The 26,233-nt window shown below is 59.4% G+C and carries 21 protein-coding genes; 13 read left to right on the top strand and 8 right to left on the bottom strand.

Translation table 11 applies throughout. The features are described from left to right. Window positions 1-13: 13 nt before the first annotated feature. Window positions 14-568, bottom strand: a complete 555-nt coding sequence (locus ACR0J4_RS14525) for a hypothetical protein (RefSeq protein ID WP_170643221.1) — start codon at window positions 566-568, stop codon at window positions 14-16. 176 nt (window positions 569-744) lie between these two features. Here ACR0J4_RS14525 and ACR0J4_RS14520 point away from each other — a divergent pair, with 176 nt between their 5' ends. The 6 genes from ACR0J4_RS14520 to ACR0J4_RS14495 all read left to right on the top strand — a co-directional run bounded on the left by ACR0J4_RS14520 (window position 745) and on the right by ACR0J4_RS14495 (window position 9,586). Further along, entirely contained in the window at window positions 745-2,511 is a 1,767-nt protein-coding gene (locus tag ACR0J4_RS14520; protein ID WP_170643222.1) for a PQQ-dependent methanol/ethanol family dehydrogenase, read from the top strand. 140 nt (window positions 2,512-2,651) lie between these two features. Next, window positions 2,652-3,329 carry a response regulator gene (locus tag ACR0J4_RS14515; RefSeq protein ID WP_170378656.1) on the top strand — a complete coding sequence of 226 codons (678 nt, stop codon included), beginning with the start codon at window positions 2,652-2,654 and terminating at the stop codon, window positions 3,327-3,329. A 52-nt stretch (window positions 3,330-3,381) separates the two neighbouring features. Further along, entirely contained in the window at window positions 3,382-4,551 is a 1,170-nt protein-coding gene (locus ACR0J4_RS14510; RefSeq protein ID WP_170643223.1) for an FIST N-terminal domain-containing protein, read from the top strand. Between the two features lie 3 nt (window positions 4,552-4,554). After that, entirely contained in the window at window positions 4,555-6,762 is a 2,208-nt protein-coding gene (locus ACR0J4_RS14505; RefSeq protein WP_170549111.1) for a hybrid sensor histidine kinase/response regulator, read from the top strand. A 268-nt stretch (window positions 6,763-7,030) separates the two neighbouring features. Then, on the top strand, window positions 7,031-8,626 hold the full coding sequence (locus tag ACR0J4_RS14500) for a FumA C-terminus/TtdB family hydratase beta subunit (protein ID WP_170643224.1): 1,596 nt from the start codon (window positions 7,031-7,033) through the stop codon (window positions 8,624-8,626). 15 nt (window positions 8,627-8,641) lie between these two features. Next, window positions 8,642-9,586: a LysR family transcriptional regulator gene (locus tag ACR0J4_RS14495; RefSeq protein ID WP_170643225.1), complete on the top strand. Its 945-nt coding sequence runs from the start codon at window positions 8,642-8,644 to the stop codon at window positions 9,584-9,586. On the opposite strand, the gene ACR0J4_RS14490 is transcribed toward ACR0J4_RS14495, so the two are convergent. Genes ACR0J4_RS14490 through glmS form a run of 5 tightly spaced genes read right to left on the bottom strand, consistent with a single transcriptional unit; the run spans window position 9,561 to window position 14,801 of the window. Next, a complete protein-coding gene (locus tag ACR0J4_RS14490) occupies window positions 9,561-10,412 on the bottom strand; it encodes an HpcH/HpaI aldolase/citrate lyase family protein (RefSeq protein ID WP_170643226.1) in 852 nt (283 codons plus the stop codon). The two genes, ACR0J4_RS14495 and ACR0J4_RS14490, sit on opposite strands and share 26 nt — an antisense overlap. Continuing rightward, a complete protein-coding gene (locus ACR0J4_RS14485) occupies window positions 10,409-11,566 on the bottom strand; it encodes a CaiB/BaiF CoA transferase family protein (RefSeq protein ID WP_170643227.1) in 1,158 nt (385 codons plus the stop codon). Before ACR0J4_RS14485 ends, ACR0J4_RS14490 begins: the two co-directional genes overlap by 4 nt. Next, entirely contained in the window at window positions 11,563-12,810 is a 1,248-nt protein-coding gene (locus ACR0J4_RS14480; protein WP_170643228.1) for a methylaspartate ammonia-lyase, read from the bottom strand. The genes ACR0J4_RS14485 and ACR0J4_RS14480 overlap by 4 nt, the downstream gene beginning before the upstream one ends. A 15-nt stretch (window positions 12,811-12,825) precedes the next feature. Beyond that, window positions 12,826-14,292 carry a methylaspartate mutase subunit E gene (locus tag ACR0J4_RS14475; RefSeq protein ID WP_170643229.1) on the bottom strand — a complete coding sequence of 489 codons (1,467 nt, stop codon included), beginning with the start codon at window positions 14,290-14,292 and terminating at the stop codon, window positions 12,826-12,828. Between the two features lie 17 nt (window positions 14,293-14,309). Further along, entirely contained in the window at window positions 14,310-14,801 is a 492-nt protein-coding gene (gene glmS, locus ACR0J4_RS14470) for a methylaspartate mutase subunit S (RefSeq protein WP_170643230.1), read from the bottom strand. Window positions 14,802-15,057: 256 nt separating this feature from the next. On the opposite strand from glmS, the gene ACR0J4_RS14465 reads away from it, so the two are divergent. From ACR0J4_RS14465 to ACR0J4_RS14450, 4 genes are read left to right on the top strand one after another with little or no spacing between them, the layout of a single operon-like run. Beyond that, window positions 15,058-16,308 (top strand): sarcosine oxidase subunit beta family protein, encoded by a 1,251-nt coding sequence (locus ACR0J4_RS14465; RefSeq protein WP_170467244.1) that lies wholly within the window; start codon window positions 15,058-15,060, stop codon window positions 16,306-16,308. Between the two features lie 13 nt (window positions 16,309-16,321). After that, on the top strand, window positions 16,322-16,612 hold the full coding sequence (locus ACR0J4_RS14460) for a sarcosine oxidase subunit delta (RefSeq protein WP_170643231.1): 291 nt from the start codon (window positions 16,322-16,324) through the stop codon (window positions 16,610-16,612). Then, window positions 16,609-19,563: a sarcosine oxidase subunit alpha family protein gene (locus ACR0J4_RS14455; protein WP_170643232.1), complete on the top strand. Its 2,955-nt coding sequence runs from the start codon at window positions 16,609-16,611 to the stop codon at window positions 19,561-19,563. Before ACR0J4_RS14460 ends, ACR0J4_RS14455 begins: the two co-directional genes overlap by 4 nt. Next, window positions 19,556-20,119, top strand: a complete 564-nt coding sequence (locus ACR0J4_RS14450; RefSeq protein ID WP_170643233.1) for an aminomethyltransferase family protein — start codon at window positions 19,556-19,558, stop codon at window positions 20,117-20,119. Before ACR0J4_RS14455 ends, ACR0J4_RS14450 begins: the two co-directional genes overlap by 8 nt. Before the next feature lie 3 nt (window positions 20,120-20,122). Here the strand turns inward: ACR0J4_RS14450 and ACR0J4_RS14445 are convergent, their stop codons facing one another. Both ACR0J4_RS14445 and ACR0J4_RS14440 read right to left on the bottom strand, forming a co-directional pair. Further along, a complete protein-coding gene (locus ACR0J4_RS14445; RefSeq protein ID WP_170549147.1) occupies window positions 20,123-21,130 on the bottom strand; it encodes a helix-turn-helix domain-containing protein in 1,008 nt (335 codons plus the stop codon). Then, window positions 21,127-22,023, bottom strand: a complete 897-nt coding sequence (locus ACR0J4_RS14440; RefSeq protein ID WP_170643234.1) for a LysR substrate-binding domain-containing protein — start codon at window positions 22,021-22,023, stop codon at window positions 21,127-21,129. Before ACR0J4_RS14440 ends, ACR0J4_RS14445 begins: the two co-directional genes overlap by 4 nt. A gap of 107 nt (window positions 22,024-22,130) precedes the next feature. Between ACR0J4_RS14440 and ACR0J4_RS14435 the strand changes: the two genes are divergently transcribed. The 3 genes from ACR0J4_RS14435 to ACR0J4_RS14425 all read left to right on the top strand — a co-directional run bounded on the left by ACR0J4_RS14435 (window position 22,131) and on the right by ACR0J4_RS14425 (window position 26,176). Further along, the gene (locus ACR0J4_RS14435) at window positions 22,131-23,579 is read left to right on the top strand and encodes an aldehyde dehydrogenase family protein (protein WP_170549152.1); all 1,449 of its coding nucleotides are present in this window, start codon (window positions 22,131-22,133) and stop codon (window positions 23,577-23,579) included. Continuing rightward, window positions 23,579-24,553, top strand: a complete 975-nt coding sequence (locus tag ACR0J4_RS14430) for a membrane dipeptidase (protein WP_170675926.1) — start codon at window positions 23,579-23,581, stop codon at window positions 24,551-24,553. Before ACR0J4_RS14435 ends, ACR0J4_RS14430 begins: the two co-directional genes overlap by 1 nt. A 75-nt stretch (window positions 24,554-24,628) precedes the next feature. After that, entirely contained in the window at window positions 24,629-26,176 is a 1,548-nt protein-coding gene (locus ACR0J4_RS14425; RefSeq protein WP_170643236.1) for a BCCT family transporter, read from the top strand. Window positions 26,177-26,233: the final 57 nt, after the last annotated feature.

The following is a 26,233-nucleotide window of genomic DNA, read 5'->3' as shown; positions in this document are numbered from 1 at the left end:
AACCAACCTCTGATCAGTCTATCACGACCTTAGGCAGCCAGTGGCTATCGGGATCGGCCTCGTGGATGTCTGCCTCGGATACGGGCCTGAGATTTCCGTCTTCGGGTGGGGCCGATAGGATGCCCATATCCATTTCGTGCAACTGTCCGATCAGGCGGTCGCCATCACGCTGCAGGCGGTAGTAGACCCCGTTCCACATATCAATGCCGTATTCGGTGGCGCCCTTGTGGATAAACAACAAGTCGTATTCCAGATCGGTCAGATCGTCGTCGGAGACTTCGCGCTGCAGATCATAAGGGTAGGTGACATGGCACCAGTGTTTGTCCGGCCCCTCAAGACAGCGAAACGGGCGCATGGACAGGAAATGGTCTGCGAAGGGGCCCGCGCTCAGGTCGATCTGATAGGCTACGGCGTCGCTCTTGGGCTCGAAAGTCACGTGTCCGATCAATAACTTGTTGCCTTCTCCGTCGACCAGAGAAATGGCCTTCTGCCCCGACAGAGGATCGGCCAGCGCGGGCTGCGCGCAGATCAAAACCGCAGGGATAAACCAAGTGAAAAGCCTCCGCATCATCGCCTCGCGTATCAAAAAAGATGGCTCAACCTAGTTGAAATCGCCCGTTTGCGCCCTACGACCAATGTGCAATTCCAACACCGGTGCCCGCCTGCGAATAATACTCTCGCCAACAATCCCGACGCGTCGGAGATTCGGCGTGGAGGAAAGACATAAGTCTAGGGAGGATACCGATGAACCGGTTTATCATGGCCGCCGCTGCGAGCATTGTCGCAACCGGCGCAGCCTATGCAGAAGTTACCGAAGACGATCTGGCCAATGACCAAACGATCACCACTCAGGTTGTGACCAATGGTATGGGGCGGCATTTGCAGCGCTATAGCCCGCTGGACATGCTGAACAAGGACAACGTCAAGAACCTGCTTCCGGCCTGGGCCTTCAGTCTTGGCGGAGAGAAGCAGCGCGGGCAGGAAACCCAGCCGCTGATTTATGACGGGATGATGTATATCACCGGGTCGTATTCACGCCTCTATGCGATTGATCTGGAGACCGGCAAAGAGGTCTGGCAATACGATGCCCGCCTTCCCGAAGGCATTCTGCCCTGCTGTGACGTGGTCAACCGGGGTGCCGCCATCTATGGCGACAAGGTTATTTTCGGTACGCTGGACGCGCGGATCGTAGCGCTGAACAAGGACACGGGCGATGTGGTCTGGCGCGATAAGATTGCTGACTACAAAGCGGGCTATTCCTATACGGCGGCGCCGTTGATTGTTGATGGCCTGGTCATCACCGGCAATTCTGGCGGTGAGTTCGGCATCGTCGGCGCGGTTCAGGCCCGGGACGTCAATACCGGCGATCTGGTTTGGGAACGCCCCGTGATCGAAGGTCACATGGGCACGCTGAATGGCGAAGAAAGCACCATGACCGGAGAGCTGAACGCAACCTGGCCCGGTGACATGTGGAAAACCGGCGGCGGCGCGACCTGGCTGGGCGGCTCTTACGATGCTGACACCGATACGCTGGTCTTCGGCGCAGGCAATCCGGCCCCGTGGAACAGCTGGCTGCGCAATGCGGGCACCCCCACCGAAGGCAACAAGGGCGACAACCTCTATGCCGCCAGCCGCATCGGGATCGACCCCAAGACCGGCGAGATCAAGTGGCATTTTCAGACCACCCCGCGTGAAGGCTGGGACTATGACGGTGTGAACGAAGTGGTCGCTTATACCGACCGCGAGGGCAACCAGCGCTACGCCACTGCCGACCGGAACGGGTACTTCTACGTTCTGAACCGTGAGGATGGTGGGTTCGTCTCGGCGACACCTTTCGTCAAGGACATCACATGGGCCGACGGAATTGATGAGACCGGACGTCCGATCTTTGTCGAAAACAATCGCCCCGGTGATCCGGCCGCTGCGGCTGATGGCAACAAGGGTGAGGTCATCTTTGCCTCGCCGTCCTTCCTGGGCGGCAAGAACTGGATGCCAATGTCGTTCTCGCAGAACACCGGCAATTTCTATGTGCCATCGAACGAATGGGGCATGGATATCTGGAACGAGCCGATCACCTACAAGAAAGGTGCCGCCTATCTTGGCGCTGGCTTTACCATCAAGCCGAACTACGAAGATCACATCGGCTCGCTCAAGGCCATCGACCCCGATACCGGCGAGTGGAAGTGGGAATATAAGAACGACGCTCCGCTGTGGTCGGGCGTGATGACCACAGCTGGTGGCCTGGTGTTCTTCGGTACCCCCGAAGGCGAGTTTATCGCGCTGGATGACGAAACCGGTGAGAAACTGTGGTCGTTCCAGACCGGTTCCGGCATCGTCGGTCAACCTGTGACCTGGGAAAAGGATGGCGAGCAATATGTCTCGATCATCTCCGGCTGGGGCGGCGCGGTTCCGCTGTGGGGCGGTGAAGTGGCCAAGAAGGTCAACTATCTGAACCAGGGCGGTACCTTGTGGACATTCCGCCTACCGAAAGAGCTGGCCTCGGCGAACTGAGGCGGGTTCTGACCCCAAAGATCGCGCGCTCGGAATCCGGGCGCGCGTTTTCTTTGGTCTACGACCTTCCGCCAGTAGGCGTATGCTGACGGTGTTGCTAGACTCAGAGCAAAGAGAGTTTCAATGCAAAGGCGACCTTGATGCTTGCAGAACCCGCCAGACAGACCGACTTTGAGAATGTTCTGATTGTCGACGATCATCCGTTGTTCTGCGACGCCTTGTCGATGACCCTGCGCAGCGTGGCCGAGATCGGCGAAATTCACACCGCAGACCGTTTGGAAAACGCTATGGAACTGGTGGCCAAAGGGCTGAAACCGGATGCGGTGATGCTGGACCTGAACCTGCCGGATGTGGATGGCCTGGATGGTCTGGTGCGCTTGAAATCCGCGGCGGATGCGCCGGTGATTGTTGTGTCCTCGCTGACCGACAACCGTGTGATCAGCCAGGTGATCAAGGCAGGAGCATCGGGATATGTGCCCAAGCACAGCCAGCGCGATGTGTTCCGCACCGCGTTCGAGACGGTGCATGCGGGGGGAATCTTTGTCCCCGATGGCTGCGTTCTGATCGAAGATGAGGAAGAGGATGAACATAGCGATGCGGTCAATCGGCTTGCCGCGTTGACCAATCAACAGGGCCGCATCCTGCAACTGATCTGCGAGGGCAAGTTGAACAAGCAGATCGCTTATGACCTGTCGATTGCCGAAACCACGGTTAAGGCGCATGTCACTGCAATCATGCGGAAACTTGGCGTTCAAAGCCGCACTCAGGCGGTTCTGATTGCCAAGAAAGCATCCTTTGCCAGCGTATTGCAAGAATAGGGTCAGATACTCTAACCTCTCAGCAATCGTCGGGCTTTAGGGAGGAGTCGCGATGAACCAAGCATTCGGATGGGCCAGCACCCAGTCCGTCAAGCCAGGCATCGTAAAGACGGCATTTGCGGAATGCAGCGCCGACAACGCAGTCAGGGAACTGTCCAAGTCGCTGGGGGATGACCCCATGGCGCTTGTTATTCTGTTTGTCAGCCCCAATGCCGATCCTAAGGCGGTGATCGCCGAGGCTGAACAGGAATTTGCGCCCACGATGGTGGTCGGATGCACCACCGCCGGAGAGCTTGCCGAAGGTGGCTATAACGAGGATCAAATCGTCGCGCTTGCCTTGCCGCGCTCACATTTTGAAACGCGCACCATTCTGGTACCGGATCTGGATGTTTTTAGCGCGCAAGACATCATTGCCGAAATGATCCACAACCGAACGGCAATGACGCGCAGCTTTCCCGCTTGGGAAAACGAATTCACATTCCTGATGATCGACGGGCTGTCCACGAAAGAAGACGAACTGACATCCGAGTTGGCGATGGGGTTGGGGCCGGTGCCTTTGTTCGGTGGGTCAGCCGGCGACGGGACCGAGTTCGGCCACACCTATGTTCTACATGGATCACAGGCGTTGGAGAACGCGGCCATTTTGGTGCAAGTGCGAACCTCTTGCCCGATCAAGGTGTTCAAGACCGATCACCTTGTTCCTGCCGCGCATCGCATGGTCGTGACCAAAGCCGACCCGGTCAAACGCATCGTTCAGGAAATCAACGCGGAACCCGCAGCGCGGGAATATGCACGCATCCTTGGCAAAGACCCCGAACAGCTGACCCCCTTTACCTTCGCGGCCCATCCGGTCGTCGTTCAGATCGGAGGTCAGCATCATGTACGGGCCATTCAGCGGGTCGCGGGCAATGGTGATCTGGTGTTCTTTTCGGCCATTGATGAGGGGCTGGTTTTGACTCTGGCAGAACCGCGCGACATGGCGGTGCATCTGCGGGAAGAGATCGCAGCGCTGAACGAGAAGCAAAAGCCCGATACGATCCTGGCCTGCGACTGTATCCTGCGGCGGCTCGAGGCGCAGGAGAAACAGAAAACGCACGAAATCTCGCGCATTCTTTCGGACAATCATGTGGTCGGATTCTCGACTTATGGTGAGCAGTTCAACTCGATCCACGTCAATCAGACGATGACCGGGGTGGCGATCTACCCGCCCAAGGACGACTAGCGGATGATCGAGCATCTGACCGACCCGCTGGATCCGATCGAACGCCAGAATGAAAAACTGCTGAGGATCGTCGAGGCGCTGATGCGCCGGGTCGAGGAATCTACCGATGCTTCGGGTGCTGCCTATGCGCAATTCCAACGCGCCGCCGTGTTGGAACAAGAGATCCGTACCCGCACGGATGATCTGGAACGCGCGCTGGACCTTCTGAACGCATCCAACGCGCAATTGGCCAAGGCCAATGAGGAAACCGAAGCTGCTCGGGCCAATTTGGCGAATGCGATTGAGGCGGTGCAGGATGGTTTTGCCTTGTTTGGGCGCGATGAAAAACTGGTTCTGTGTAACAGTCGCTTCGGGTTGCATATGCCCGATATCCAGGGCCGGCTGAGGCCAGGCCTGCGTTTTATCGAATACGTTGAGCTTGTCAGCCGGTCTAGCTCTCTGCTGCTGCCGGAGGGGGTTGCGCCTGTGGACTGGGCCGAGCTTCGGCTGACGCGTCATGCGGATGACCATGTAGTGTTCAATGTGGGCCTGAGCGGCAATCGCTGGATGCAGGTCTCGGAACATCGCACGAAGGATGCGGGCACGGTTATCTTGCAGACGGATGTGACCGATATCATGCGGGTCGAGCGGCTGGAACGCGACCGCATTCTGGATGACAAATCGCGCCTGATCCGCGCCACGCTGGAACACATCGACCAGGGTGTCTGCATTTTTGACAACAAGCACCGTTTGATCGGCTGGAACAATCGGGCCAGCGAACTGCTGGCGATCCCAGTCGGGCAATTCCAGATGGGCACGCAGTTTGAAACGCTCTATGACCGGCTCGGTTCGAATATGAGTTTCCAACCGGGGATGAGCTGGGGTGATTTGTCCGACTGGACTAAGCGGCACACCTCCCGGCGTCCCTTGCGGTTTCTGCTGCATCGGGGGCGGTCGAAAATCCTGTCTGTCTTTGCGCAGGAAATGCCCGACAAGGGCTATGTGATTTCATTTACCGATGTGACGGCAGAACGAAAATCGGCGCAGGCGCTTCAGGACGCTAAGGAATTGCTGGAAAAGCGGGTTGAAGCGCGCACCGTTGAACTGGCCGACGCGCTGGGCGAGGCGGAACGGGCCAATGCGTCAAAGTCCCGCTTTGTTGCCGCTGCAAGTCATGATCTGTTGCAACCTTTGTCAGCCGCCAAGCTTTATGTGGCTTCGCTGAAAAACGGGTTGGATCAGTCGGAAACGCATGATGTGGCAACAAAGGCGGAAAGTGCGCTCAACAGCGTGGAACATATCCTTGAAGCACTACTGGATATTTCGAAGCTGGATTCCGGTAGCGCGACGGTCCACCTCTCGACCGTGTCGGTTGGTGATATGTTCAAGCAGATGGAGGACGCTTTCCGCCCGGTTGCACAGGCCAAAGGATTGGAATTACGGGTGGTGCCGACCAGCGCGCTTGTGTCCAGTGATGCCAGCTACTTGCGGCGCATCCTTCAGAACCTGCTTTCCAACGCAATCCGTTATACCGACGCCGGCAAGGTTCTGGTCGGGGTGAAGCGGCGCAAAACCCGCGTGTCGATCGAGGTTCTGGATACCGGAATTGGCATCGCCGCCGATCAGCGCGACATGGTTTTTCAGGAATTCAAGCGGGTGCAATCGGACGCGAGTGCGGCCGAAGGCATGGGCCTTGGTCTCGCCATCGTCGAGCGCGCCTGCGGGTTGCTCAACCACCCGATTCATCTGCGCTCCGAGTTGGGAAAAGGCACGGTGTTCTCCGTCGAAGTCCCTGTGGTACAGGACCAGGGGCAGTTCAGCGAAGGCCGTCCCGCTGCTGCTGACAGGAAAACGGGTCAACTGGCCGACATTATCGTTTTGCTGATTGAAAATGACGCAAATCTCAGAAATGCACTGACTCTGACGCTCGAGTCCTGGGGCGTTCACGTGCTGGAGTGTGGCGGTGAGGAACAGGCCGTGGACCTGCTGCGTGAGATCGGTATCACACCCGATGCGATCGTCGCGGACTACCAGTTGGATAACGGAAAAATCGGGACTGAAGCGGTGCGTCGGATCAAAACGGAATTCAGCGATGTGCCCGCCTGCATCATCTCGGCCAACCGGTCGCCTGAAACGGCGGAAGAATGCAAGGCGAACGGGTTGGAGTTAGTACACAAACCCATCGACGCGAAAGAGCTTAGACACCAGTTGGTCAGCTTGATTTCGCGTTGATCTTTGCACGGGTCTGCTCGCGGACCGTGAAAGCTAGATCTTGGCATTGATGTTGCTCAAGATCGACCCGCGCTGAACGAAGGGCAGTTGGGTTGCCGAATGCTGAGCCGGTTCGACTATGGGGAGTGATGCCTTGTTTGGCGTGAATTGGCGTTTGCTGAAATCGAGTATCCTGGCGCGTTTCTCTTTTGGTAACTTTACCTGAATAAAGTAGCGCTTAAGTTAAGGACAATTGATTATTTATGAGTATCTCACTACAGTGCGCGCCATGACCCAGACAACGAAAACAATCGGCACGACCTGCTATCGCCATCTCGGCAATGAAGGGCTGGAAACCGCCCGGTTCGATGATGAAACCTTCCTGCGCGTGTCGTCCGAGGCTGTCAGCAATTTGACCTCAACCGCCTTTGCGGATGTCTCGCATCTGTTGCGCCCCAGTCATCTTGCCCAGTTGCGCGAGATTCTCGATGACACGGATGCCTCGGCCAACGATCACTACGTGGCGCTGGAGTTGCTGAAGAACGCCGTGATCTCTGCCGAGCGAGAATTCCCGAGCTGTCAGGACACCGGAACGGCGATCATTCACGGCAAAAAAGGCCAGAACGTTCTGGTCCAGGGTGATCTACATGCGGCGGTTGAGCAGGGGGTCAAGGACACATGGGAAACGCGTAACCTGCGATTTTCGCAAATGGCTCCGCTGACAATGTTCAAAGAGCAGAACACTGGCACCAACCTGCCTGCGCAAATCGATATCGAGGCGCTCAGCGGGGAGGCGCTAGAGTTTCTGTTCATGGCCAAAGGGGGTGGCTCGGCCAACAAGACGTTTTTGTTTCAGGAAACAAGGCGATTTCTGGAACCTGAGCGGATACTGGCATTCTTTGATGAGAAGATACGGACCTTGGGTACAACGGCTTGCCCGCCATATCATCTGGCGATTGTTATCGGGGGGCTGTCGGCTGAACACTGTCTGAAAGCGGTGAAGAAAGCCTCAGCCAAGGAATTGGATGATCTACCCACGACCGGCAGCCCTGATGGGCGCGCCTTTCGCGATCTGGAGCTTGAGGCGCAGATACTAGAGCTGACCCGCAACATGTCGCTGGGCGCTCAGTTTGGCGGGAAATACTTCTGTCATGACGTGCGCGTCATTCGCCTGCCGCGTCACGGAGGAAGCCTGCCGGTTGGCATGGGTGTCAGCTGTTCGGCGGATCGCCAGATCAAGGGGCGGATCGACCGGGATGGGATCTGGGTCGAGCAGTTGGAACATGATCCGGCCCGGTTCCTGCCCGCGCAGGATGTCGCGGCGCAATCCGCAACCCGGATTAACCTGGATCAGCCGATGGATGATATCTGTGCCGAATTGTCCAAGCTGTCCGTCTCCAGCCCGGTTTTGCTGTCCGGCACCATGATTGTCGCGCGCGATCTGGTGCATGCCGAACTGGCCCGGATGATCCGAGAGGGTCAGGAACTGCCAGACTACATCCGCGATCACCCGGTCTACTATGCGGGCCCGGCCAAGACGCCCGAAGGGTATGCCTCAGGCTCGTTCGGGCCAACCACAGCCGCGCGGATGGACCCTTATGTGCCGGAACTGCAAGCGCTGGGCGCGTCCCGTGTGATGATCGCCAAAGGCAATCGCGCGCCCTCGGTCGTACAAAGCTGCAAGGAGCATGGTGGGTTCTTCCTGGGCTCGGTTGGCGGGGCGGCGGCAGTTCTGGGCAAGGACGTCATCAAAAACATCGAAACGCTGGATTTTCCCAACTTCGGGATGGAGGCCGTCTTTCGCATAAAAGTCGTGGATTTCCCGGCATTTGTGATTATTGACAACAAAGGAGGAGACTTCTTTACCCGCAAACCCGACTTCTAGCGCACAGGAGCCGCAATGCCGCCAACCTCGGACAAAATTACCCTGCGCCAGTTGCAGATATTTCTGGTGGCGATCGAGACGCGCAGCTTTGTGCGAGCGGCTGAGCGCCTGTCACTGACCCCGCCTGCGGTGTCGATGCAGATGAGCCGGCTGAGTGAGGAATTCGGCGCGCCTCTGTTTGAGAAATCGGGACGCTCGGTGATCCCGACCGAGGTTGCAACGGCTTTGGTGCCCTATGCCGAACGCATGACCGAAACGCTGGCCGAGGCGGTCGATGTTGTGCAGATCATGCAGGGCAAGCTGGACCACCGTGTTCGGGTGGCCATGGTGACCACGGCGCGCAATTTCGGCCCGCATCTGCTGGCGCAGTTTCAGCAAGAACACCCGGAATGCGATCTTCAGTTCAAAATCGCCAACCGGCGCTGTGTGATCGAGATGCTGGATACCGACCAGATCGACCTTGCGCTCATGGGACGCCCGCCGCGCCGGATAGAGACAACGGCGCATCAATTCGCCAAACACCCTTATGTCCTGATCGGCCATCCGGATCATCCGCTGGTGCGCTCCAGCCGCATCCGACGCTCGGACCTGCCGCACCATCAGTTCATCGTCCGCGAACGGGGGTCGGGCACGCGCATGGTGCATGAGTTCTTTTTCTCGGACTCGGGCCTGTCGCTGCCCAAGGCGCAGGAAATGGACAGCAATGCCAATATCAAACAGGCGGTCATGGCGAATATGGGGCTGGCCTTTATCTCGGCCCACACGATCGCGCTGGAGGCGATGGCCGGAAAGCTTAAAATCCTGAACGTCGAAGGGATGCCCGAATATCGCGACTGGTTCGTTCTGCATATGCGCAACAAACCCCTGCGTCCGGCGGCGCGGTCTTTTCGGGATTTCGTCGATCAGAAAGGCCCGGCCTTCATGGAGGATTTCTTCAAAGACGCCGGGATTGCAACATAGAATGCGCCCGCGCAACGATGGGCGGGTCAATCATTTTGCCCTCCAGCATGACGGCACCCAGCCCCTGCTGAGTGGCCCGATCAAAGGCCTCGACCACGCGGGTCGCCTGTTCCATCTCTGATACGTTGGGTGGGAAGACCTCGTTAACGATTTGGACCTGTCGCGGATGGATGCATAGGGCAGCGTCGAAGCCAATCGCGCGCCCTAGGTCGACGCAGCTGTGGAAACTATCCATATCGTGGATCTCGGCAATGCTGCCCGGTAGGCCGATGGCCTGCAGGCCACCCGCTTTGGCCGCATGGATCAAAGATTGCGCCGGGCCCTTCAGCGCCTCGACCGAGGGCGCATGACCGCAATCGGTCGAGAAGTCCTCAGTCCCGAATGCAAGCGCGCTCAGCCTACGAGTCGCTTTCGCGATACGCGCGGCGTTCATCAGCCCTTGGGCTGTTTCGATCAAGGCAATCAGTTTGATCTGACCCTCGGGAAGTTTAGCCTGTCGCTCCAGCATCGACAGATAGTCCGCCACCAGATGCAGATGGTCGGCCCCGATGACCTTGGGCAGCATGATCGCGTCGACGCCGGGCAGGATGGCTGCCTCAAGATCGCGGACGCATTCGCCCAGATCGGCATTGACCCGTATCACAACGGGTACCGCGCGGGCGGTCAGCACAGAGACTGCCTCTGCCAACCCGTCTCGCGCGGCTTGCTTTTGGTCGCGCGGTACGCTGTCCTCAAGGTCCAGCAGGATCGCATCCGCGCCCCGTTCATGCGCGCGGGCAATCAGCTCGGACCGGTGCGCCGGAGTGAACAGGTAGGACCGGATCATGCGGCTGCGGTCTCGGCGAATTCGGACCGAATGGTATCGGTATGTTCCCCAAGTGCGGGCACACGACCAAAGCGCGGTGTTTTCGGATCAAAGCTGTGGCGCACGGGGGACGCGACCAGATGCGCTTCATCCCCGTTTTCCAGTGTTACCGGCGTGCGGCGCAGCTGCGGGTGTTCGGCAAAGGTGCTGACCGAGTTCACGGCCCCATAAGCGATGGCTGCCGCGAACAGCTTGCCTTCCAGCTCAGTGCGGCTGTGACCGGCAAAGAACCCGGCCACGATGGCATCCAGTTCCGCGCGGTTGGCGACCCGTTGGGCGGCGTCGCAGAACCGGGGATCGGTCGCCAGAGCGGGCTGTCCGATGACATCGGCGCAGAGGCGTTTCCACTCGCGTTCGTTCTGGATCGAGATCGCCAGAACCTCATCATCCTTGGTGGTAAACCCGCCATAGGGCGCGATGGAGGGGTGATGCAGGCCAACCGGTTGAGGCGCTTTGCCCGCATAAACCGTATGCATCAAAGGCACGGTCATCCAATCGGCGGCCGTGTCGAACAGGGACAGCTTCACCGCGCTGCCTTTGCCGCTGATGCTGCGCGCGATCAGAGCCTTTTGGATACCGATGATCGCGTTCATGCTGGCGCCAATATCGCAGATCGAAACGCCTATGCGGCCGGGATGTCCGGGCGCTCCGTTGACCGAGACCAGCCCGCTTTCGCATTGCACCAGAAAGTCATAGGCCTTCATGTCGCTGTACCGTCCATCCTCGCCATATCCGTTGATATCGCAGGTGATCAGGCGCGGGTTGCGTTTACGCAAGACATCCTCGCCAAACCCGGCGCGGGCGATGGCGCCGGGGGCGAGATTCTGGATGAACACATCAGCCTCGTCCAGAATACGGTGCAGCAGGGCGGCATCCTCGGGGTTCTTGATGTCCAGACACAGGCTTTCCTTGCCGTGATTGGCCCAGACGAAATAGGACGCCGAGCCTTTCACCGCGCCATCGTATTTGCGGGCGAAATCGCCAGTATCGCGCTCGATCTTGATGACGCGCGCGCCACCCTGGGCAAAGTGGCACGACGCGAGGGGGGCAGCGACGGCCTGTTCCAGGGATACGACCAGCAGGCCTTCGTAGGGTTTGAGTTGGGTATCGCTCATGCTGCAGCTCGTGTGTTCAAAAGCGCAAGGGTGCGGTGCATTTCGTTGGCGACGATAGTCATGCCTTCATCAAAGCCCATCCCGGGCTTGACCAGCACGCGGTCGGGTCTTGTGGCCATGGCGGCGTGCAGACAGGCGCGGGCCGAGATATCGGTCTCGTTACAGGTGCCGCCCTGATACGCCGCGACACCATTGGCTTTGCAGTAGAGCACCGCGTCGACCGTATTGTGCAACGATCCCAGATCGGGGGTCTTGATCTGGACCATGTCACAGCAATCGGCATCGACGAAATCGACCACGTCCTGATAGGTGTTGCACCATTCGTCGGCCACGATTTTCACGTTGCTGCCAAGCGCCCGAAGCGAGGCCCGGATGTCGCGTAGCAAGGTGATCTGCCCGTCTTTTGACCCGGCGTCCGCAGGCCCTTCGATATACAGATCAAACGGGGCGGCGCGTTGTTCCAGCGTTGCCAGATAGTTGGCGATCTTCACCGCGTCATTGTCAAAGATCATGCCCACCGTACCGTAGACGTCGATATGCAGTACCGGATGATAGCTCTCATCCGTGCGCAGAGCTTGAATGCGACGCGACAGCCATGTGACGTATTCGGCTAGTTTCCCGCCCGTCTGGCCCAATTTCTGGGGGATGTTGTTGATCAGGCCGTGGGGCAGGGCGTCGACCTGTTTCAGCACCATCTTGTCCACGGCTTCATAGCGGTTGTCGCCGCTCTGCCCGAACAGGCGCAGAGGGGCCGCGATGGCCTCAAGCCCCCATTCGTCGCAGATGACCTCGAATTTCATTTTGCCTTTGGCAATCGAGGCCGCCGACAACAGCGCCTGCGACAGGCCATAGCGCACGGCGGTTTGCAGAGGCTGGCCGTCAACGACAAGATTGTCGAAGAATTCCGCGCTTTCACGGAAGTTTCGCACATCATGCCCGATCAACTGCGGCGTCAGATGTTCCTGCAGGAACGGAATGACGGAGGAGGCCAGAAACAACGGATCGCGCCCGGCGGCTCCAGAATATTGAACGGCCGCACAATCGCCCTCGGCAATCAGGCCGTTTTCCAGCTCCAGCAGGATCGAGACACTCTCACCGTATTGCCGGACGCGGGCGAAGCCGTCGGTCTGGGCCCGCCCGCAATAGACGAACCCGTCCTGTTTGGCCCCCTGTTTGATCGCTGCCTGATCGTCGAAATAGTACGAGGCCAGCCCCGGCGCGAAAACAACGTTCTTGATCTTCATGACACTCTCTGTGTGTTAGGCGGCAACCGAAGGCCGCCCAATGAGTTTGCTGGCCGAGATGGCGCGGACGTCGTCGACCACCATGTCAAAGGACACCTCGCGCCCCTCGGACCGGGCGCGTTCCGCGATGCGGTCCCGGTGAAAGGCCATGACATCCTTGGGCAGCGGCACATTTCCGGTCTCAAAGATCCGCAGCGCGCCGTGGTTGTCGCGTACCGGTGTCAGCTTGCCCGCGTTCCCGATGGCGGGGGCGAAGGGGATATCCATGACGCCGCTCTCAAAGGCCAGAACGGCTCCGCGCGCGATGTCGCCTTTGCCCAGTTTCAGAACGGCGCGCATGACGGCGTGAACTTCGGCTTCGATCACCTCGACCTCGGTCAGGATTTCGTTGCCGTCATTGCGGTTCTGATCCGCGATCATGTTGACCATCTGACGGGTCGCCTTGAGCCCGGCCTGGTTCGCCTCAAGCGAGGGGATGCCGCTGGCCTCATGCGGGGTCTTCACGATGATCTTGGTGGCCCGCGCCTGTTTCGCGGCCAGCGCACCCAGACAGATCACGGCCGTTGCCTTGGCCTCATCCTCGGGGAAGCCGCCCATCCACTGATGGAACACAGTGGTCAGTTGGTAATCGTCATAGCCCGCGTTCTGGAAATAGTGATGCCCCAGCCGCCGAAGCGAGCGCAGCGCGGCGACGTCCTGCACCAGATTGCCCGCCTGACCGTAGCCCAGCGTGATACAGCGCACGCCTTGTTCTAGTGCCAGAAGGCCTTCGATGATCGCAACCACATGCGACACGAATGGCGGCACCAGTGTCCCGGTCAAGGGGCCGAAGGGTTCTCGGTTTATACGGATGCCATGTTCTTCGAACCGGCCCACCAGACGGTCGCAATATTGCCAATGGCGGATCGACTGTTCCAGCGGAATGTTCTTTGCGTATGGGATGTTATAGGAAATCCCGCCGCCCTCGTAGGACGAAAAACCTGAACTGAGTGTCACTTCAGCCAGCAGGCGTGCATCCGGTGTGCCGTGCCGGACCTGAATGGGTTTTGAGACGGCCTCGACCAACCGCGTGCAGCCTTCAACACCATGGTTGACCGCCGGGAACCCGTTCAGCAGCGAGGTGCCCGCCGCGCGGGAGCGGTCGATGCCATCCTGCGCCTCGTCATATCGGTTGTGACGGGTATAGGCGTCGATGGTGGTGGGCAGCACATCGCAATAGGGGGCCAGCCCCTCCATCAGCGCGGTGTGTTCGCGCAACAGCGCAACGCCCGCACGGGGTTGCAACAGTGTCTTGCCGGTTTCATCCGCATCCGCCAAGGCCGCCGAGAAACGCTTCTCCGAAGGCAGCGCATGTTGACGGGCAAGGCCTGCCTCAAAATCCACGTCGGCACCGGTGTGCCAAGATTGCAAAACGCCCTCACGCTCGGCGTTGAAAACGGAATTGGGCAGCTTGGAATTCGTTATTTCTGGCGCGCCGGTCATGTCACCATCTGCCTTTGCTAAATTGCGGCCCAATCGGCGAACCCAGATGCGAAAGCGCCCGAGTTGTGGCCGATGTTCGGAAGGCGGTTCATGTCGATGTCATCTTTCAACAACGCCAAGACCTCGTCGATGTTAGCTGAGGCTGGGAAGACGCGGTCATAGCCCATGTCTTTGAAGCGGGTGACGACGGTCGCGAAATCCTGTTTGCCAATCACGAGGTTCCCGCCGACATAGAGCAAGATGTTCCCGATCCCTGCAGCCTCGCACCGGTCGCGCAGGCCCTGGCAATCGATCTCACCGTGCCCGTAGATGGATGAGACAAGGATCGCATCAGCTTTTTGAGCAACGGCTGCGGCGACGAATTCAGCTTGGCTGACCATGACCCCAACGTTCACGACCTCGATCCCGGCCCGGGTCAGCAGGCTGTCGAGGATCTTGTTGCCTACGGCATGGCAATCTGCACCGATCACTCCCAAAACGACTTTATGCGTGGTGCTGGCGTCGAACATGTCTCGCTCCTCCTGTGTCGCGCTTTGGGGTGTCGTAGCCGTGATTCTCAAAACGGTAAAGTTTAATGATGAACAGATAAAAAAAGATAAGGAAAAGTTACCTAATGCGCATCAGGCTGCTGCTATAGCTTGAAACGCCAAAACGGCAGCTCTCTGATGGCATCTGTCGCATCTGAGATAGCTTCTGTCCGAAATCGACACTGAAAACGGGGGCAACCCGGGTGCATAAAGTAAGCTGCAACGAATAGGAGCCTACATGCGATTCTCGGCGCTGCGACTTTTCAAAGAGGCCCTGACCGGCCACAAGGGCTGGGGCCCGCAATGGCGCGACCCAGAGCCTGCGGATGCTTATGACTATGTGATCGTGGGCGGCGGCGGCCACGGACTGGCCACGGCCTACTATCTGGCCAAGGAATTCGGTGCCGCGCGTATCGCGGTACTGGAAAAAGGCTGGATCGGCGGCGGCAATGTGGGGCGGAACACGACGATCATCCGCTCGAACTATCTGCTGGACGGGAATGAGCCGTTCTACGAGTTCTCGCTGAAGCTTTGGGAAAACCTCGAACAGGACTTCAACTATAACGCCATGGTCAGCCAGCGCGGTATTTTGAACCTGGTCCACACAGATGCACAACGGGATGCGGCGCGGCGGCGGGGCAATGCGATGATCCTGAACGGATCCGACGCCGAGCTGCTGGATACCGCAGGCGTACGCGCCATGTATCCGTTCCTGAATTTCGATGACGCCCGGTTCCCGATCAAAGGTGGCCTGCTACACCGTCGCGGCGGCACGGTGCGCCACGACGCAGTGGCGTGGGGATATGCGCGCGGTGCGGACATGCGCGGCGTGGATATCATTCAGAACTGCGAGGTGACGGGTTTCCGCATTGAAAATGGCAAGGTTCTGGGGGTCGATACCACCCGCGGCTTTATTGGGGCCAAAAAGGTTGGCGTCTCTGTCGCGGGCAGTTCCAGCCGCGTGATGGAGAAGGCAGGGATGCGCCTGCCGATCGAGAGTCACGTGTTGCAGGCTTTCGTCTCCGAGGGTCTGAAGCCTTTCATCGACGGCGTTATCACCTATGGGGCGGGGCACTTCTATTGCAGCCAGTCCGACAAAGGTGGTCTGGTCTTCGGTGGCGACATCGACATGTACAACACCTACGCCCAACGCGGAAACCTGCCCGTGGTCGAGGATGTTATCGAAAGCGGCATGGCGCTGATCCCGGCACTTGGGCGTGCGCGTCTCCTACGCAGTTGGGGCGGGATCATGGATATGTCGATGGATGGCTCTCCGTTTATCGACAAGACGCATATCGACGGGCTCTATTTCAATGGCGGATGGTGTTACGGCGGGTTCAAGGCAACGCCGGCCTCTGGCTATTGCTTTGCGCATCTTCTGAAAACCGACCGTCCGCATGAAACCGCCACAGCCTACCGGCTGGACCGGTTCATGACCGGTCACATGATCGACGAAAAAGGGCAGGGCGCCCAACCAAACCTGCACTGAGAGGGCGTATCAGATGATTATCAATCACCCCTTGCTTGGCCCGCGCGACGCGCAGGAGTTCACCTATCTGGGCGATGCTTCGCTGATCAATCGTCCTGACTGGCAGGCCGAGGACGCGGTGCAGGTGTTTCACGATTACCTCTACCTGCGTGACAACCCGGCGGGCGAGCATCGTGAGCTTTGGTATCACGAACAAGGCGACCGGTCGTGGCTGGTGGTCACACGCAACACGCTGACCCACGAAATCCTGAAGGTCGAACTGGCCCGTGACGTGGCCAAAGCGGCAGGGAAGGCTTCACAATGACTCAGAGCAATCGACTGAATGGCGGGCTGATCAACCGCGACGCCAGCCTCAGCTTCACCTTTGATGGCAAGTCCTATCGGGGCTATGAGGGCGACACGCTGGCTTCGGCCCTGCTGGCCAATGGCGTGCGCCTGATGGGCCGGTCGTTCAAATACCACCGCCCGCGCGGCCCGCTGACTGCAGGCAGCGAAGAGCCGAACGCCTTGGTCGAGCTACGCTCGGGTGGGCGGCAGGAGCCGAACACCCGCGCCACGGTGGCCGAGCTGTATGAGGGCCTGAACGCCAATTCCCAGAACCGCTGGCCGTCGCTGGAACGCGATTTCATGGCGATCAATGACCGGTTCTCGAACTTCCTTACGGCGGGGTTTTATTACAAGACCTTCATGTGGCCGAAGGCGTTCTGGGAAAAGCTGTATGAGCCGATCATCCGCAAGGCCGCCGGTCTGGGTAGCCTGACGGGTGAGGATGATCCCGATCTCTATGACAAGGGCTTCTTGCATTGCGATCTGCTAGTCATCGGCGCGGGTCCGACCGGTCTGGCGGCGGCGCTGACCGCAGGACGTGCGGGCGCTCAGGTCATTTTGGCGGATGAAGATTTCCGCATGGGCGGGCGTCTGATTGCCGAGACCGGCGCTTTGGCCGATATCTCCGGCGCGGACTGGGTCGCACAGGCTCTGGCCGAGCTGGCGTCGATGAACAATGTGCGGGTCATGCCACGTACAACCGTGTTCGGGGCCTATGACCATGGAATCTATGGTGCGGTCGAACGCAACGCGGATCACCTCATCGCGCCCGAGGCGGACAAACCCCGCCAGACCCTGTGGCGCATCTACTCCAAGCGCGCGCTGATCGCGACCGGGGCCATCGAACGCCCCATCGCGTTCGAAAACAACGACCGGCCTGGTATCCTGCTGGCCGGAGCGGTTCGGTCCTACGCCAACCGCTGGGCCGCAACGCCGGCGCAATCGGTTGTGGTTTTTGCCAACAATGACGACGCGCACCAGACAGCACGCGATCTGATGGCGCAGGGTATTAAGGTCCCGGCCATTGTGGACAAGCGCCCGGATGCTGCGGATGTCGAGGGCACCGAGGTTCTGAAAGGGGCCGAGATCATCAACACCTCGGGCCGTTTGGGTCTGACCTCGGTGCAAGTGCGGACCGCGAAGGGCCACACGACGGATCTCTATTGTGAGGCGCTGGCGATGTCCGGCGGCTGGAACCCCAACCTGGGCCTGACCTGCCATCAGCGCGGTCGTCCGGTCTGGAACGCGGATATCCACGCCTTTGTTCCGGGCGACGGCCTACCCGTTGGTCAGATCGTGGCTGGCGCGGCCAAGGGTGAGATGACCACCGACGCGGCGCTGCAGGGCGGTACGGCTGCGGCTGTGGCCGCTTTGGCTGATCTGGGAATCACGGCTTCCGCTGCCGATCTGCCCGCTGCAGCCGATGCGCCGGTCTCGATCAGCCCGTTCTGGCACGTCAAAGGCGCAAAACGCGCATGGCTGGACTACCAGAACGATGTGACCGTCAAAGACGTCAAGCTGGCACACCAAGAGAACTTCACCTCGGTTGAGCATCTTAAGCGCTATACCACGTTGGGCATGGCGACCGATCAGGGCAAGACCTCGAACGTGGGTGCCTTGGCGGTGATGGCCGAGCTGACCGGCAAGTCCATTCAGGACACTGGCACAACCATCTTCCGCCCGCCTTATACTCCGGTGGCGATGGGTGCATTCGGTGGCCGTGCTGTGGGTAAGGATTTCCACCCGACCCGCCTGACGCCCAGCCACAAATGGGCCGAGGAGCAGGGCGCCGTGTTTGTCGAGGTCGGCAACTGGCTGCGGGCCCAATGGTTCCCGCGCAAGGGCGAAACCCATTGGCGGCAATCGGTGGATCGCGAGGTACTGCAGACAAGAAACTCGGTCGGTGTGTGCGATGTGACGACGCTGGGCAAGATCGACGTGCAGGGCGCGGATGCTGCGGCTTTCCTGAACATGGTTTATTCGAACGCCTTTGCCAAACTGCCCGTGGGCAAGGTCCGCTATGGCCTGATGCTGCGCGAGGATGGCATTGCCTATGACGACGGTACCGCCGCGCGGTTTGCTGAGGACCATTTCGTCGTGACCACCACCACCGCCAACGCTGTTCTGGTCTATCGCAATATGGAGTTCGTGCGCCAATGCCTGTGCCCGGATATGGACGTGCAGCTGATCTCGACCACCGAGGCCTGGGCGCAATATGCAGTAGCCGGTCCCAACAGCCGTAAACTGCTGCAAAAGATCGTGGACCCCGAGTTTGACATCTCGAATGAGGCGTTCCCCTTCATGGGTTGTGGCGAGATTACCGTCTGCGGTGGGCTGTGCGCGCGACTGTTCCGGATCTCGTTCTCGGGCGAGCTGGCCTATGAAATCGCGGTGCCCACACGCTATGGCGACGGGCTGATGCGCGCGCTGATGGAGGCGGGCGAAGAGTTCGACGTGGTGCCCTACGGCACTGAGGCTTTGGGCGTCATGCGGATCGAAAAGGGTCATTCAACCGGCAACGAGCTGAACGGCACGACCACAGCACTGAACCTTGGCATGGCGCGCATGGTCAGCGCTAAAAAGGACTGCATCGGCAATGTTCTAAGCCGTCGGGAGGGGCTGAACACCCCGGACGCGTTGGCTCTGGTGGGGCTGAAACCAGTGGACGCGAATGAGACCGTTACGGCGGGCGGCCATCTGATGAATGCCACAGGCCCGGTCGATGCGGCCCATGATCAGGGCTACGTCACCTCCGCCGCCTATTCGCCGATACTGCAAAGTTCGATCGGGTTGGCTTTTGTCAAAGGTGGCTCTGACCGGATGGGTGAAAAACTGCGTCTGGTGAACCCGCTGGAAGGCCAAGAGGTCCTGGTAGAAATCGTCAGCGCTCATTTCGTGGACCCGGAAGGGGAGAAGCTTCGTGCATAAACTGAAACCCATCACCCCGCTGGGCGGCGACACGCCGCGTGTCGATACGGTCGGTTCGATCACGATCACAGAGGTCGTGGATCAGGCGCTGGCGTCTGTCGCGGCCCGCAACGATCAGGCTGGTGCCGTGCAAAAAGTGCTGGCCGACAAGATTGGCCTGAGCTTGCCCGAGGTTGGTCAGTCCGCCCAGGCTACGCCCTATGCCGCGCTTTGGATGGGGCCCGAGCAATGGATGGTCATGGCCTCGCATGACAGTCACGAGTTGCTGGCCGCTGAGTTGAAGCAAATCGTCGGAGACACCGCATCGGTTTCTGAGCAAACGGATGGCTGGTGCCGGTTCGACGTTCAGGGCGCGGCCCTGTGCGATTTGTTCGAACGGCTCAGCAACGCGCCGGTCCGCACGATGGGGTCGGGCGCGGCGATCCGAACCACGGCGGAGCACCTGGGCGTCTTCCTTTGGCGTCTGGCGGAGGATCATATGGCCGTTCTTGGCCCACGCTCTTCGGCGGCGTCGCTGCATCACGGCCTGTGGGCCGCAGCGAAATCCATCGCCTAAACCTTAGCCCGAGGGCAGCACATCGTCGCTGCCCACCCGCATCGAGTTCTTGGCACGCCGGTCGCTGATCGGCGTGACCCCAAACGTCTCACGATAGTGACGCATGAATGCGCTGGGCGTGGCGTAGCCGACCATATAGGCGACCTCGGCAATCGGGTCGTTTGTGTACAGCACCAATTGCCGCGCCTGGTTCATCCGCATCCGCCGATAATAGGTCAAAGGGCTGTGCCCGGTCGCCTTTTTGAAGCTCCGCTCCAGTGACCGCGCCGAAAGGCCCACGGCATCGGCGACTTCGCTGATCTGGATGGGGTTTTCGATATGTTCGGCAAAGTGCTGAATAGCCTTTGCGACTTGCTTGGGCAAAAGATCCTGACTTTGCGCGGTTGAGATTGCGGGCACCTTTTGCGTAACGGTCCCGCTGCGAATGAACGGGTGCTGGAACCAACAGGCGACCTCGGCCATGACATCACCGCCAAGCCGTTTTTCGATTAGGGTCAGCATGTGATCGAACACGGCAGAGGCGCCCGAGATTGTGCTAAAGGCCCCTTCTTCGCAGATCACTGTCCCATGGATCGGGATTTCGGGAAACTCAGCCTGAAAAGCGGCCTCGTAGCACCAATGCACCGACAAAGGGTTGTCGCGGGTCAGCCGGGTCCGGGCTAGAGGGAAGACGCCGCCGCTGATTGCGCCGATACGGGTCTTGTTCCGCATCAGACGCTGAAGCGCTGCATTCGCCTTGGAGGGGTTGTCGAAAACGCTGTTCGGGCTTGAGGCGAACAGCAGATGCGTCAGGGATTGGGCGTTTGCCAACGTGCTGTCGGGGAAAAAGGTGACCCCGGCCGAGGATTGGATCGGTTGGTCTTGCTCAGCAATGACATGCCAGCTGAACGCCTCCTGCCCCGAGATCTCATTCGCCGCGCGCAGCGGTTCGATACAGGATGTCAGGCATGCCATCGGGAACCCTGGAAAGATCAGGATGCCCAGCGAAATTTTCTCGACCTGATCTTTCATGAGCGTTGCTCTTTCACTAGGTCCTCGACAGTTTCGAGGATGTCATTTTCCAGTCTCCGGGCAGCGGGCGACAGCGCAGAATCAGCCTTGCGTATGAGGTGAATTTGCCGCTTGGCGGTCTTATCCGCCAGAGGGCGAAAGACCAGATCGGATTGCCCGGCCGAAATTGCCGCCATCTCGGGCAATAGCGTGACTCCGATTCCAGCCCGCACCATGCCCAGAATAGAGGTGATGTTATGTGCCGAAAACCGAGAGCCTGCGTGCAGTTTTTCCGCCTCGGGCCCGGGGATGCTTTCGGACAGGCTGTTGGCGATCAACTGCTCATTCTCAAGCGCGTCCCATTCGATTGCGCCAGTGTCACTGGCCAGCGGGTGGTCCGGTGTCAGCAGCACGCCGAACCAGTCGGTCAGCAAAAGCTGACTGTGCAGGCCCGACCCGTTCCCGCGCAGTGTCGCGATGCCGATATCAATGCGCCCCCGCGACAGCTCGTGCAGGACGGACTTGGAATCCATGTCGCGCAGTTCCACCCTCACTTTCTCGTAAGCCTTGGTATTTCTGGAAAAAACGCGTGGTATGATCGTGCCTGCCACCGATGGAACCGTCGCAATTCTGACATGTCCCAAACTGGCATCGGCAAAGTTTTCGATGGCCCGAACCGTATTGTCGAAATGCTGTAATTCCAGTTGCGATTGCTCGAACACGAACTCACCCAATGCGGTCAGCTTGTTCTTGCGGTCCGTCTCAAACAGCGGTTCGCCCAGATGCGTCTCAAACTGCTTGAGCATCATCGACACCGCCGAAGGGGTGCGTTTCAGGACAACGGCCGCGTCCGTCAGGTTGCCGGTGCGGGCTACCGCGACAAAGCCGCGAAGCATTTCGATCTTGAGTGTCATGTTGGAAGCTTCAATCTTGCTGAAGTAAACTTCAATAATTTTAGTTTGATTGATTGTCGCAAAAGAGTCCATACCCGCTCAGCAAATTCTCTATGGGGCAAACGGCTATGGCTGACATTCAAAAGAACCTGATCGCTGGTGAGTGGGTCACCGGTGAAGGTGAGATCGAAAACCGCAACCCATCGGACCTGAGCGATCTGGTTGGCATGTTTGCACAGGCCAGCGCGGATCAGCTTGAGGCAACATTGGATCAGGCGCGTGCCGCTCAGCGTGAGTGGGCCGCCTATGGGCTGGAGCGCAAGCAGGCTGTTCTGAACGCGATCGGCAATGAGCTGATGGCCCGCGCCGAGGAACTGGGCACGCTGTTGAGCCGCGAAGAAGGTAAGCCGCTGGCCGAAGGCAAAGGCGAAGTGTTCCGCGCCGGTCAGTTCTTCACCTACTACGCCGCCGAATGCCTGCGTCAGATCGGTGAGAACGCGGATTCCGTGCGCCCCGATATCGAGGTCGATGTTCGCCGTGAGGCCGTTGGCGTTGTTGCCATCATCAGCCCTTGGAACTTCCCCACTGCGACCGCGTCGTGGAAGATCGCTCCGGCGCTGTGCTATGGAAACGCGGTTGTCTGGAAGCCTGCCAACATCACCCCGGCCTCGGCAGTTGCGCTGACCGAGATCATCAACCGTCAGGACATCCCCAAGGGTCTGTTCAGCCTGGTCATGGGTTCAGGCCGGTCCATCGGTCAACGACTGGTGGAAAGCCCCAAGGTCAACGCGATTTCCTTCACCGGCTCGGTTCCGGTGGGTAAGGGTATCGCCGCTGCCGCCATCCAGAACCTGACCAAAGTCCAGATGGAAATGGGATCAAAGAACGCTCTGGCCGTTATGGACGATGCCGATCTGGATCTGGCGGTGACGCTGGCTCTCGGCGGTGCGTTCGGTGGCACCGGTCAGAAATGCACGGCGTCATCGCGGCTCGTGGTCCACTCTGCCATTCATGACGTCTTTGTCGAAAAGCTCATTGCGGGTGCGCAGGCGATGAAAGTGGGCCACGCGCTGGAAAATGGCGTTCAGATGGGCCCCGTCGTCAGCCAGCAGCAGTTGAGCGAAAACCTGGCCTATGTCGATCTGGGCAAGTCCGAGGGCGCGGAACTGGCCTGTGGCGGTGCGCGTCTCGAGATGCCGCATGACGGGTACTACATGTCGCCCGGCGTGTTCCTGAACACCACCAACGACATGGCGATAAACCGCGAGGAAATGTTTGCACCGCTCACCAGCGTCATCAAGGTTGGCAGCTATGACGAAGCGCTGAGCGTCGTGAACGACACCAACTTTGGCCTGACCTCGGGCATCGTCACCAAGTCGCTGGCCCGCGCCACGCATTTCCGCCGCAATGCGCGCACCGGTGTTGTCACCGTGAACCTGCCCACCGCAGGCACCGACTATCACGTGCCCTTCGGTGGTCGTGGCGACAGCTCTTACGGTCCGCGTGAGCAGGGCAAGGCGGCGGCCGAGTTCTACACCACGGTCAAAACTGCCTATATCAGCGCAGGCCCCGTCTGATGCTGATCGACTGCCTACAATATGTGAACTGGTCGGAGAAGGTCTTCCGCCAGTTGCGGGAGGGAGGCGTGGATGCGATCCACGTCACCATCGCCTATCATGAGAACTTTCGTGAAACGGTGTTGAATTTCGAACAGTGGAATCGCTGGTTCGAGCAATACCCGGACCTGATCATGAAAGGGCAGTGGGCCAGCGACATCGACACGGCGCGGGAAACCGGCCGGACAGCGGTGTTCTTCGGGTTCCAGAACCCAAGCCCGATGGAAGATGATATCGGCCTGATCGAGATCCTGCACACGCTGGGTGCGCGGTTCATGCAGCTGACCTATAACAACCAGTCGCTGCTGGCGACCGGCTGCTATGAGGCCGAGGATTCCGGCATCACCCGCATGGGCAAGCAGGTCATCAAAGAGATGAACCGCGTGGGCCTTGTGATCGACATGAGCCACTCGGCCGATCGCTCGACCATCGAAGCGGCTGAAATCTCGGAACGTCCCATCGCCATCACCCATGCGAACCCCTATGACTGGTCGCCCGCCCTGCGCAACAAGCGTGACGCGGTGATCCGGGCGGTGACGGAAAACGGCGGCATGCTGGGTTTCTCGGTGTACCCGCACCATCTTAAGGACAAATCCGACTGCACGTTGGAAAGCTTCTGCGAGATGATCGCGCGCACGGCGGAGAAATACGGTGCGCAGCATCTGGGGATCGGCACCGACCTGTGTCAGGACCAGCCCGACAATATCGTGGAATGGATGCGCGTGGGTCGTTGGACGAAGGAAATCGACTATGGCGAAGGCTCAGCCTCGGCCCCCGGTTTCCCGCCCATGCCGGGCTGGTTCAACGACAACCGTGACTTCGGCAACATCCGGGCAGGCCTACGCGCCACCGGCATGAACGAAGACGAAGTGGCCGGGATCATGGGTCGCAACTGGTACCGTTTCTTTGACGAGAACTTCAAACCGCTCGCCTGATACAGGTCAGCTAAACGACGAAGCTATGGCCGCATTCAAGATAGGAACGGCCTGACTACTATTAACGGAGGAGAGATGTCTGAGGCATCTTTGAACACTGCCCCAGTACAGGAAAGCCGGCTGAACAAACCGCTGTTCCTGATCTCTGGCGGTTTTATCGCGCTGTTCTGCATCGCGGCTCTGGTCGATCTGGACGCGCTTTCTGGCGCTGTGGATTGGGGTTTCAATGTCGCGGCCACTTATTTTGGCCTCTACTGGCAGGTGCTGCTGCTGGCCACCTTCCTGATCGGCCTGCTGCTGTGCATACTGCCCGGCGGGCGTGCCATCATGGGCGGCCTGGCCGCGCCCGAGTTCACCACCTTCCAGTGGGGCTCGATGGTCATGTGTACACTGCTGGCCGGTGGCGGCGTGTTCTGGGCGGCAGGTGAGCCGATTGCCCATTTTCTGTACCCCGCGCCGCTTTACGGTGGCGAAGGGGCAACGGCCGAGGCCGTGAACCCGGCCATCGCCCAGAGCTTCATGCATTGGGGGTTCCTCGCATGGGCCATTTTGGGGTCGCTGACCACGGTCATGCTCATGCATTACCACTATGAAAAGGGCATGCCGCTGGCGCCGCGCACGCTGCTGTACCCGGTGTTCGGCGACAAGGCGATCAACGGGCCGATTGGCCTCATTGCGGATGCGTCCTCGATCATCGCTGTGGTTGCGGGCACGGTTGGCCCCATTGGCTTCCTGGGTCTGCAGGTGAGCTATGGTCTGGCCGATCTGTTCGGCTTTTCGGATACGTTTGCCCTGCAGGCGACCGTTATTGCCGGGCTTGCTGCGATCTACACGATCTCGGCCATGACGGGTCTGTCGCGTGGTATTCAGGTTATGTCCAAGGTGAACGTGATCCTAGCGGCTTTCCTGCTGCTGTTCGTTCTGATCGCAGGGCCGACCGGGTTCATCTTTGGCTCGTTCTTCTCGGGCTTTGGCACTTACGTGGGCAACTTCTTCCAGATGGCGCTCTATCGGGGTGAGGCCGGTCTGTTCGGCGAACCCGGCTGGCTGGGCTGGTGGACCGTGTTCTTCTGGGGCTGGTTCATGGGTTACGGCCCGCTGATGGCAATGTTCATTGCGCGAGTGTCGCGCGGTCGTTCGATCCGCTCAATCATCATCATGCTGTCGATCATCGCGCCGATCGTGACCAACTTCTGGTTCACCATCATCGGTGGCACCGGCATCGCCATGGAGCTTGAGAACCCTGGCACCATTGCCACCGCGTTCGAAGGCTTCAACTTGCCCGCCGCCCTGCTGGCGATCACCAACAACCTGCCGATGGGCTTCGTGATCTCGATCCTGTTCCTGATCCTGACGACCATCTTTGTTGCTACCACCGGCGACTCGATGAGCTATGTCGTCTCTGCGACTATGAGCAACGAAAACAACCCACCCGCAGCACTGCGCGTGTTCTGGGGCATCGCGATGGGCCTTATGGCCATCATCCTGATCTCGGTTGGATCGGGCGGTGTGTCCAAACTGCAGAGCTTTATCGTGGTGACCGCTGTTCCGGTGTCTCTGATCTTGCTACCGTCTCTGTGGGATGCACTGCGCATTACGCTGGCGAAGGGCAAAGAGAGCTAAGCGATCCATGGCTGGGCCGGACGATCCGGCCCGCCAAAATGCCTGAAGATTTCAGGA

Source organism: Ruegeria sp. B10 (assembly GCF_056539825.1).
Note: the sequence above shows the minus strand (reverse complement) of the source record. Positions and strands in the feature narration are given on the sequence as shown.

Bases quoted from the DNA above. Each gene is read 5' to 3' on its own strand.
- ACR0J4_RS14425 (WP_170643236.1), top strand. From the start codon at position 24,629: ATGTCTGAGGCATCTTTGAACACTGCCCCAGTACAGGAAAGCCGGCTG.
- ACR0J4_RS14520 (WP_170643222.1), top strand. From the start codon at position 745: ATGAACCGGTTTATCATGGCCGCCGCTGCGAGCATTGTCGCAACCGGC.
- ACR0J4_RS14495 (WP_170643225.1), top strand. From the start codon at position 8,642: ATGCCGCCAACCTCGGACAAAATTACCCTGCGCCAGTTGCAGATATTT.
- ACR0J4_RS14490 (WP_170643226.1), bottom strand. From the start codon at position 10,412: ATGATCCGGTCCTACCTGTTCACTCCGGCGCACCGGTCCGAGCTGATT.
- ACR0J4_RS14445 (WP_170549147.1), bottom strand. From the start codon at position 21,130: ATGAAAGATCAGGTCGAGAAAATTTCGCTGGGCATCCTGATCTTTCCA.
- ACR0J4_RS14480 (WP_170643228.1), bottom strand. From the start codon at position 12,810: ATGAAGATCAAGAACGTTGTTTTCGCGCCGGGGCTGGCCTCGTACTAT.
- ACR0J4_RS14455 (WP_170643232.1), top strand. From the start codon at position 16,609: ATGACTCAGAGCAATCGACTGAATGGCGGGCTGATCAACCGCGACGCC.
- ACR0J4_RS14515 (WP_170378656.1), top strand. From the start codon at position 2,652: ATGCTTGCAGAACCCGCCAGACAGACCGACTTTGAGAATGTTCTGATT.
- ACR0J4_RS14485 (WP_170643227.1), bottom strand. From the start codon at position 11,566: ATGAGCGATACCCAACTCAAACCCTACGAAGGCCTGCTGGTCGTATCC.
- ACR0J4_RS14475 (WP_170643229.1), bottom strand. From the start codon at position 14,292: ATGACCGGCGCGCCAGAAATAACGAATTCCAAGCTGCCCAATTCCGTT.
- ACR0J4_RS14465 (WP_170467244.1), top strand. From the start codon at position 15,058: ATGCGATTCTCGGCGCTGCGACTTTTCAAAGAGGCCCTGACCGGCCAC.
- glmS (WP_170643230.1), bottom strand. From the start codon at position 14,801: ATGTTCGACGCCAGCACCACGCATAAAGTCGTTTTGGGAGTGATCGGT.
- ACR0J4_RS14505 (WP_170549111.1), top strand. From the start codon at position 4,555: ATGATCGAGCATCTGACCGACCCGCTGGATCCGATCGAACGCCAGAAT.
- ACR0J4_RS14525 (WP_170643221.1), bottom strand. From the start codon at position 568: ATGCGGAGGCTTTTCACTTGGTTTATCCCTGCGGTTTTGATCTGCGCG.
- ACR0J4_RS14430 (WP_170675926.1), top strand. From the start codon at position 23,579: ATGCTGATCGACTGCCTACAATATGTGAACTGGTCGGAGAAGGTCTTC.
- ACR0J4_RS14500 (WP_170643224.1), top strand. From the start codon at position 7,031: ATGACCCAGACAACGAAAACAATCGGCACGACCTGCTATCGCCATCTC.
- ACR0J4_RS14510 (WP_170643223.1), top strand. From the start codon at position 3,382: ATGAACCAAGCATTCGGATGGGCCAGCACCCAGTCCGTCAAGCCAGGC.
- ACR0J4_RS14440 (WP_170643234.1), bottom strand. From the start codon at position 22,023: ATGACACTCAAGATCGAAATGCTTCGCGGCTTTGTCGCGGTAGCCCGC.
- ACR0J4_RS14460 (WP_170643231.1), top strand. From the start codon at position 16,322: ATGATTATCAATCACCCCTTGCTTGGCCCGCGCGACGCGCAGGAGTTC.
- ACR0J4_RS14435 (WP_170549152.1), top strand. From the start codon at position 22,131: ATGGCTGACATTCAAAAGAACCTGATCGCTGGTGAGTGGGTCACCGGT.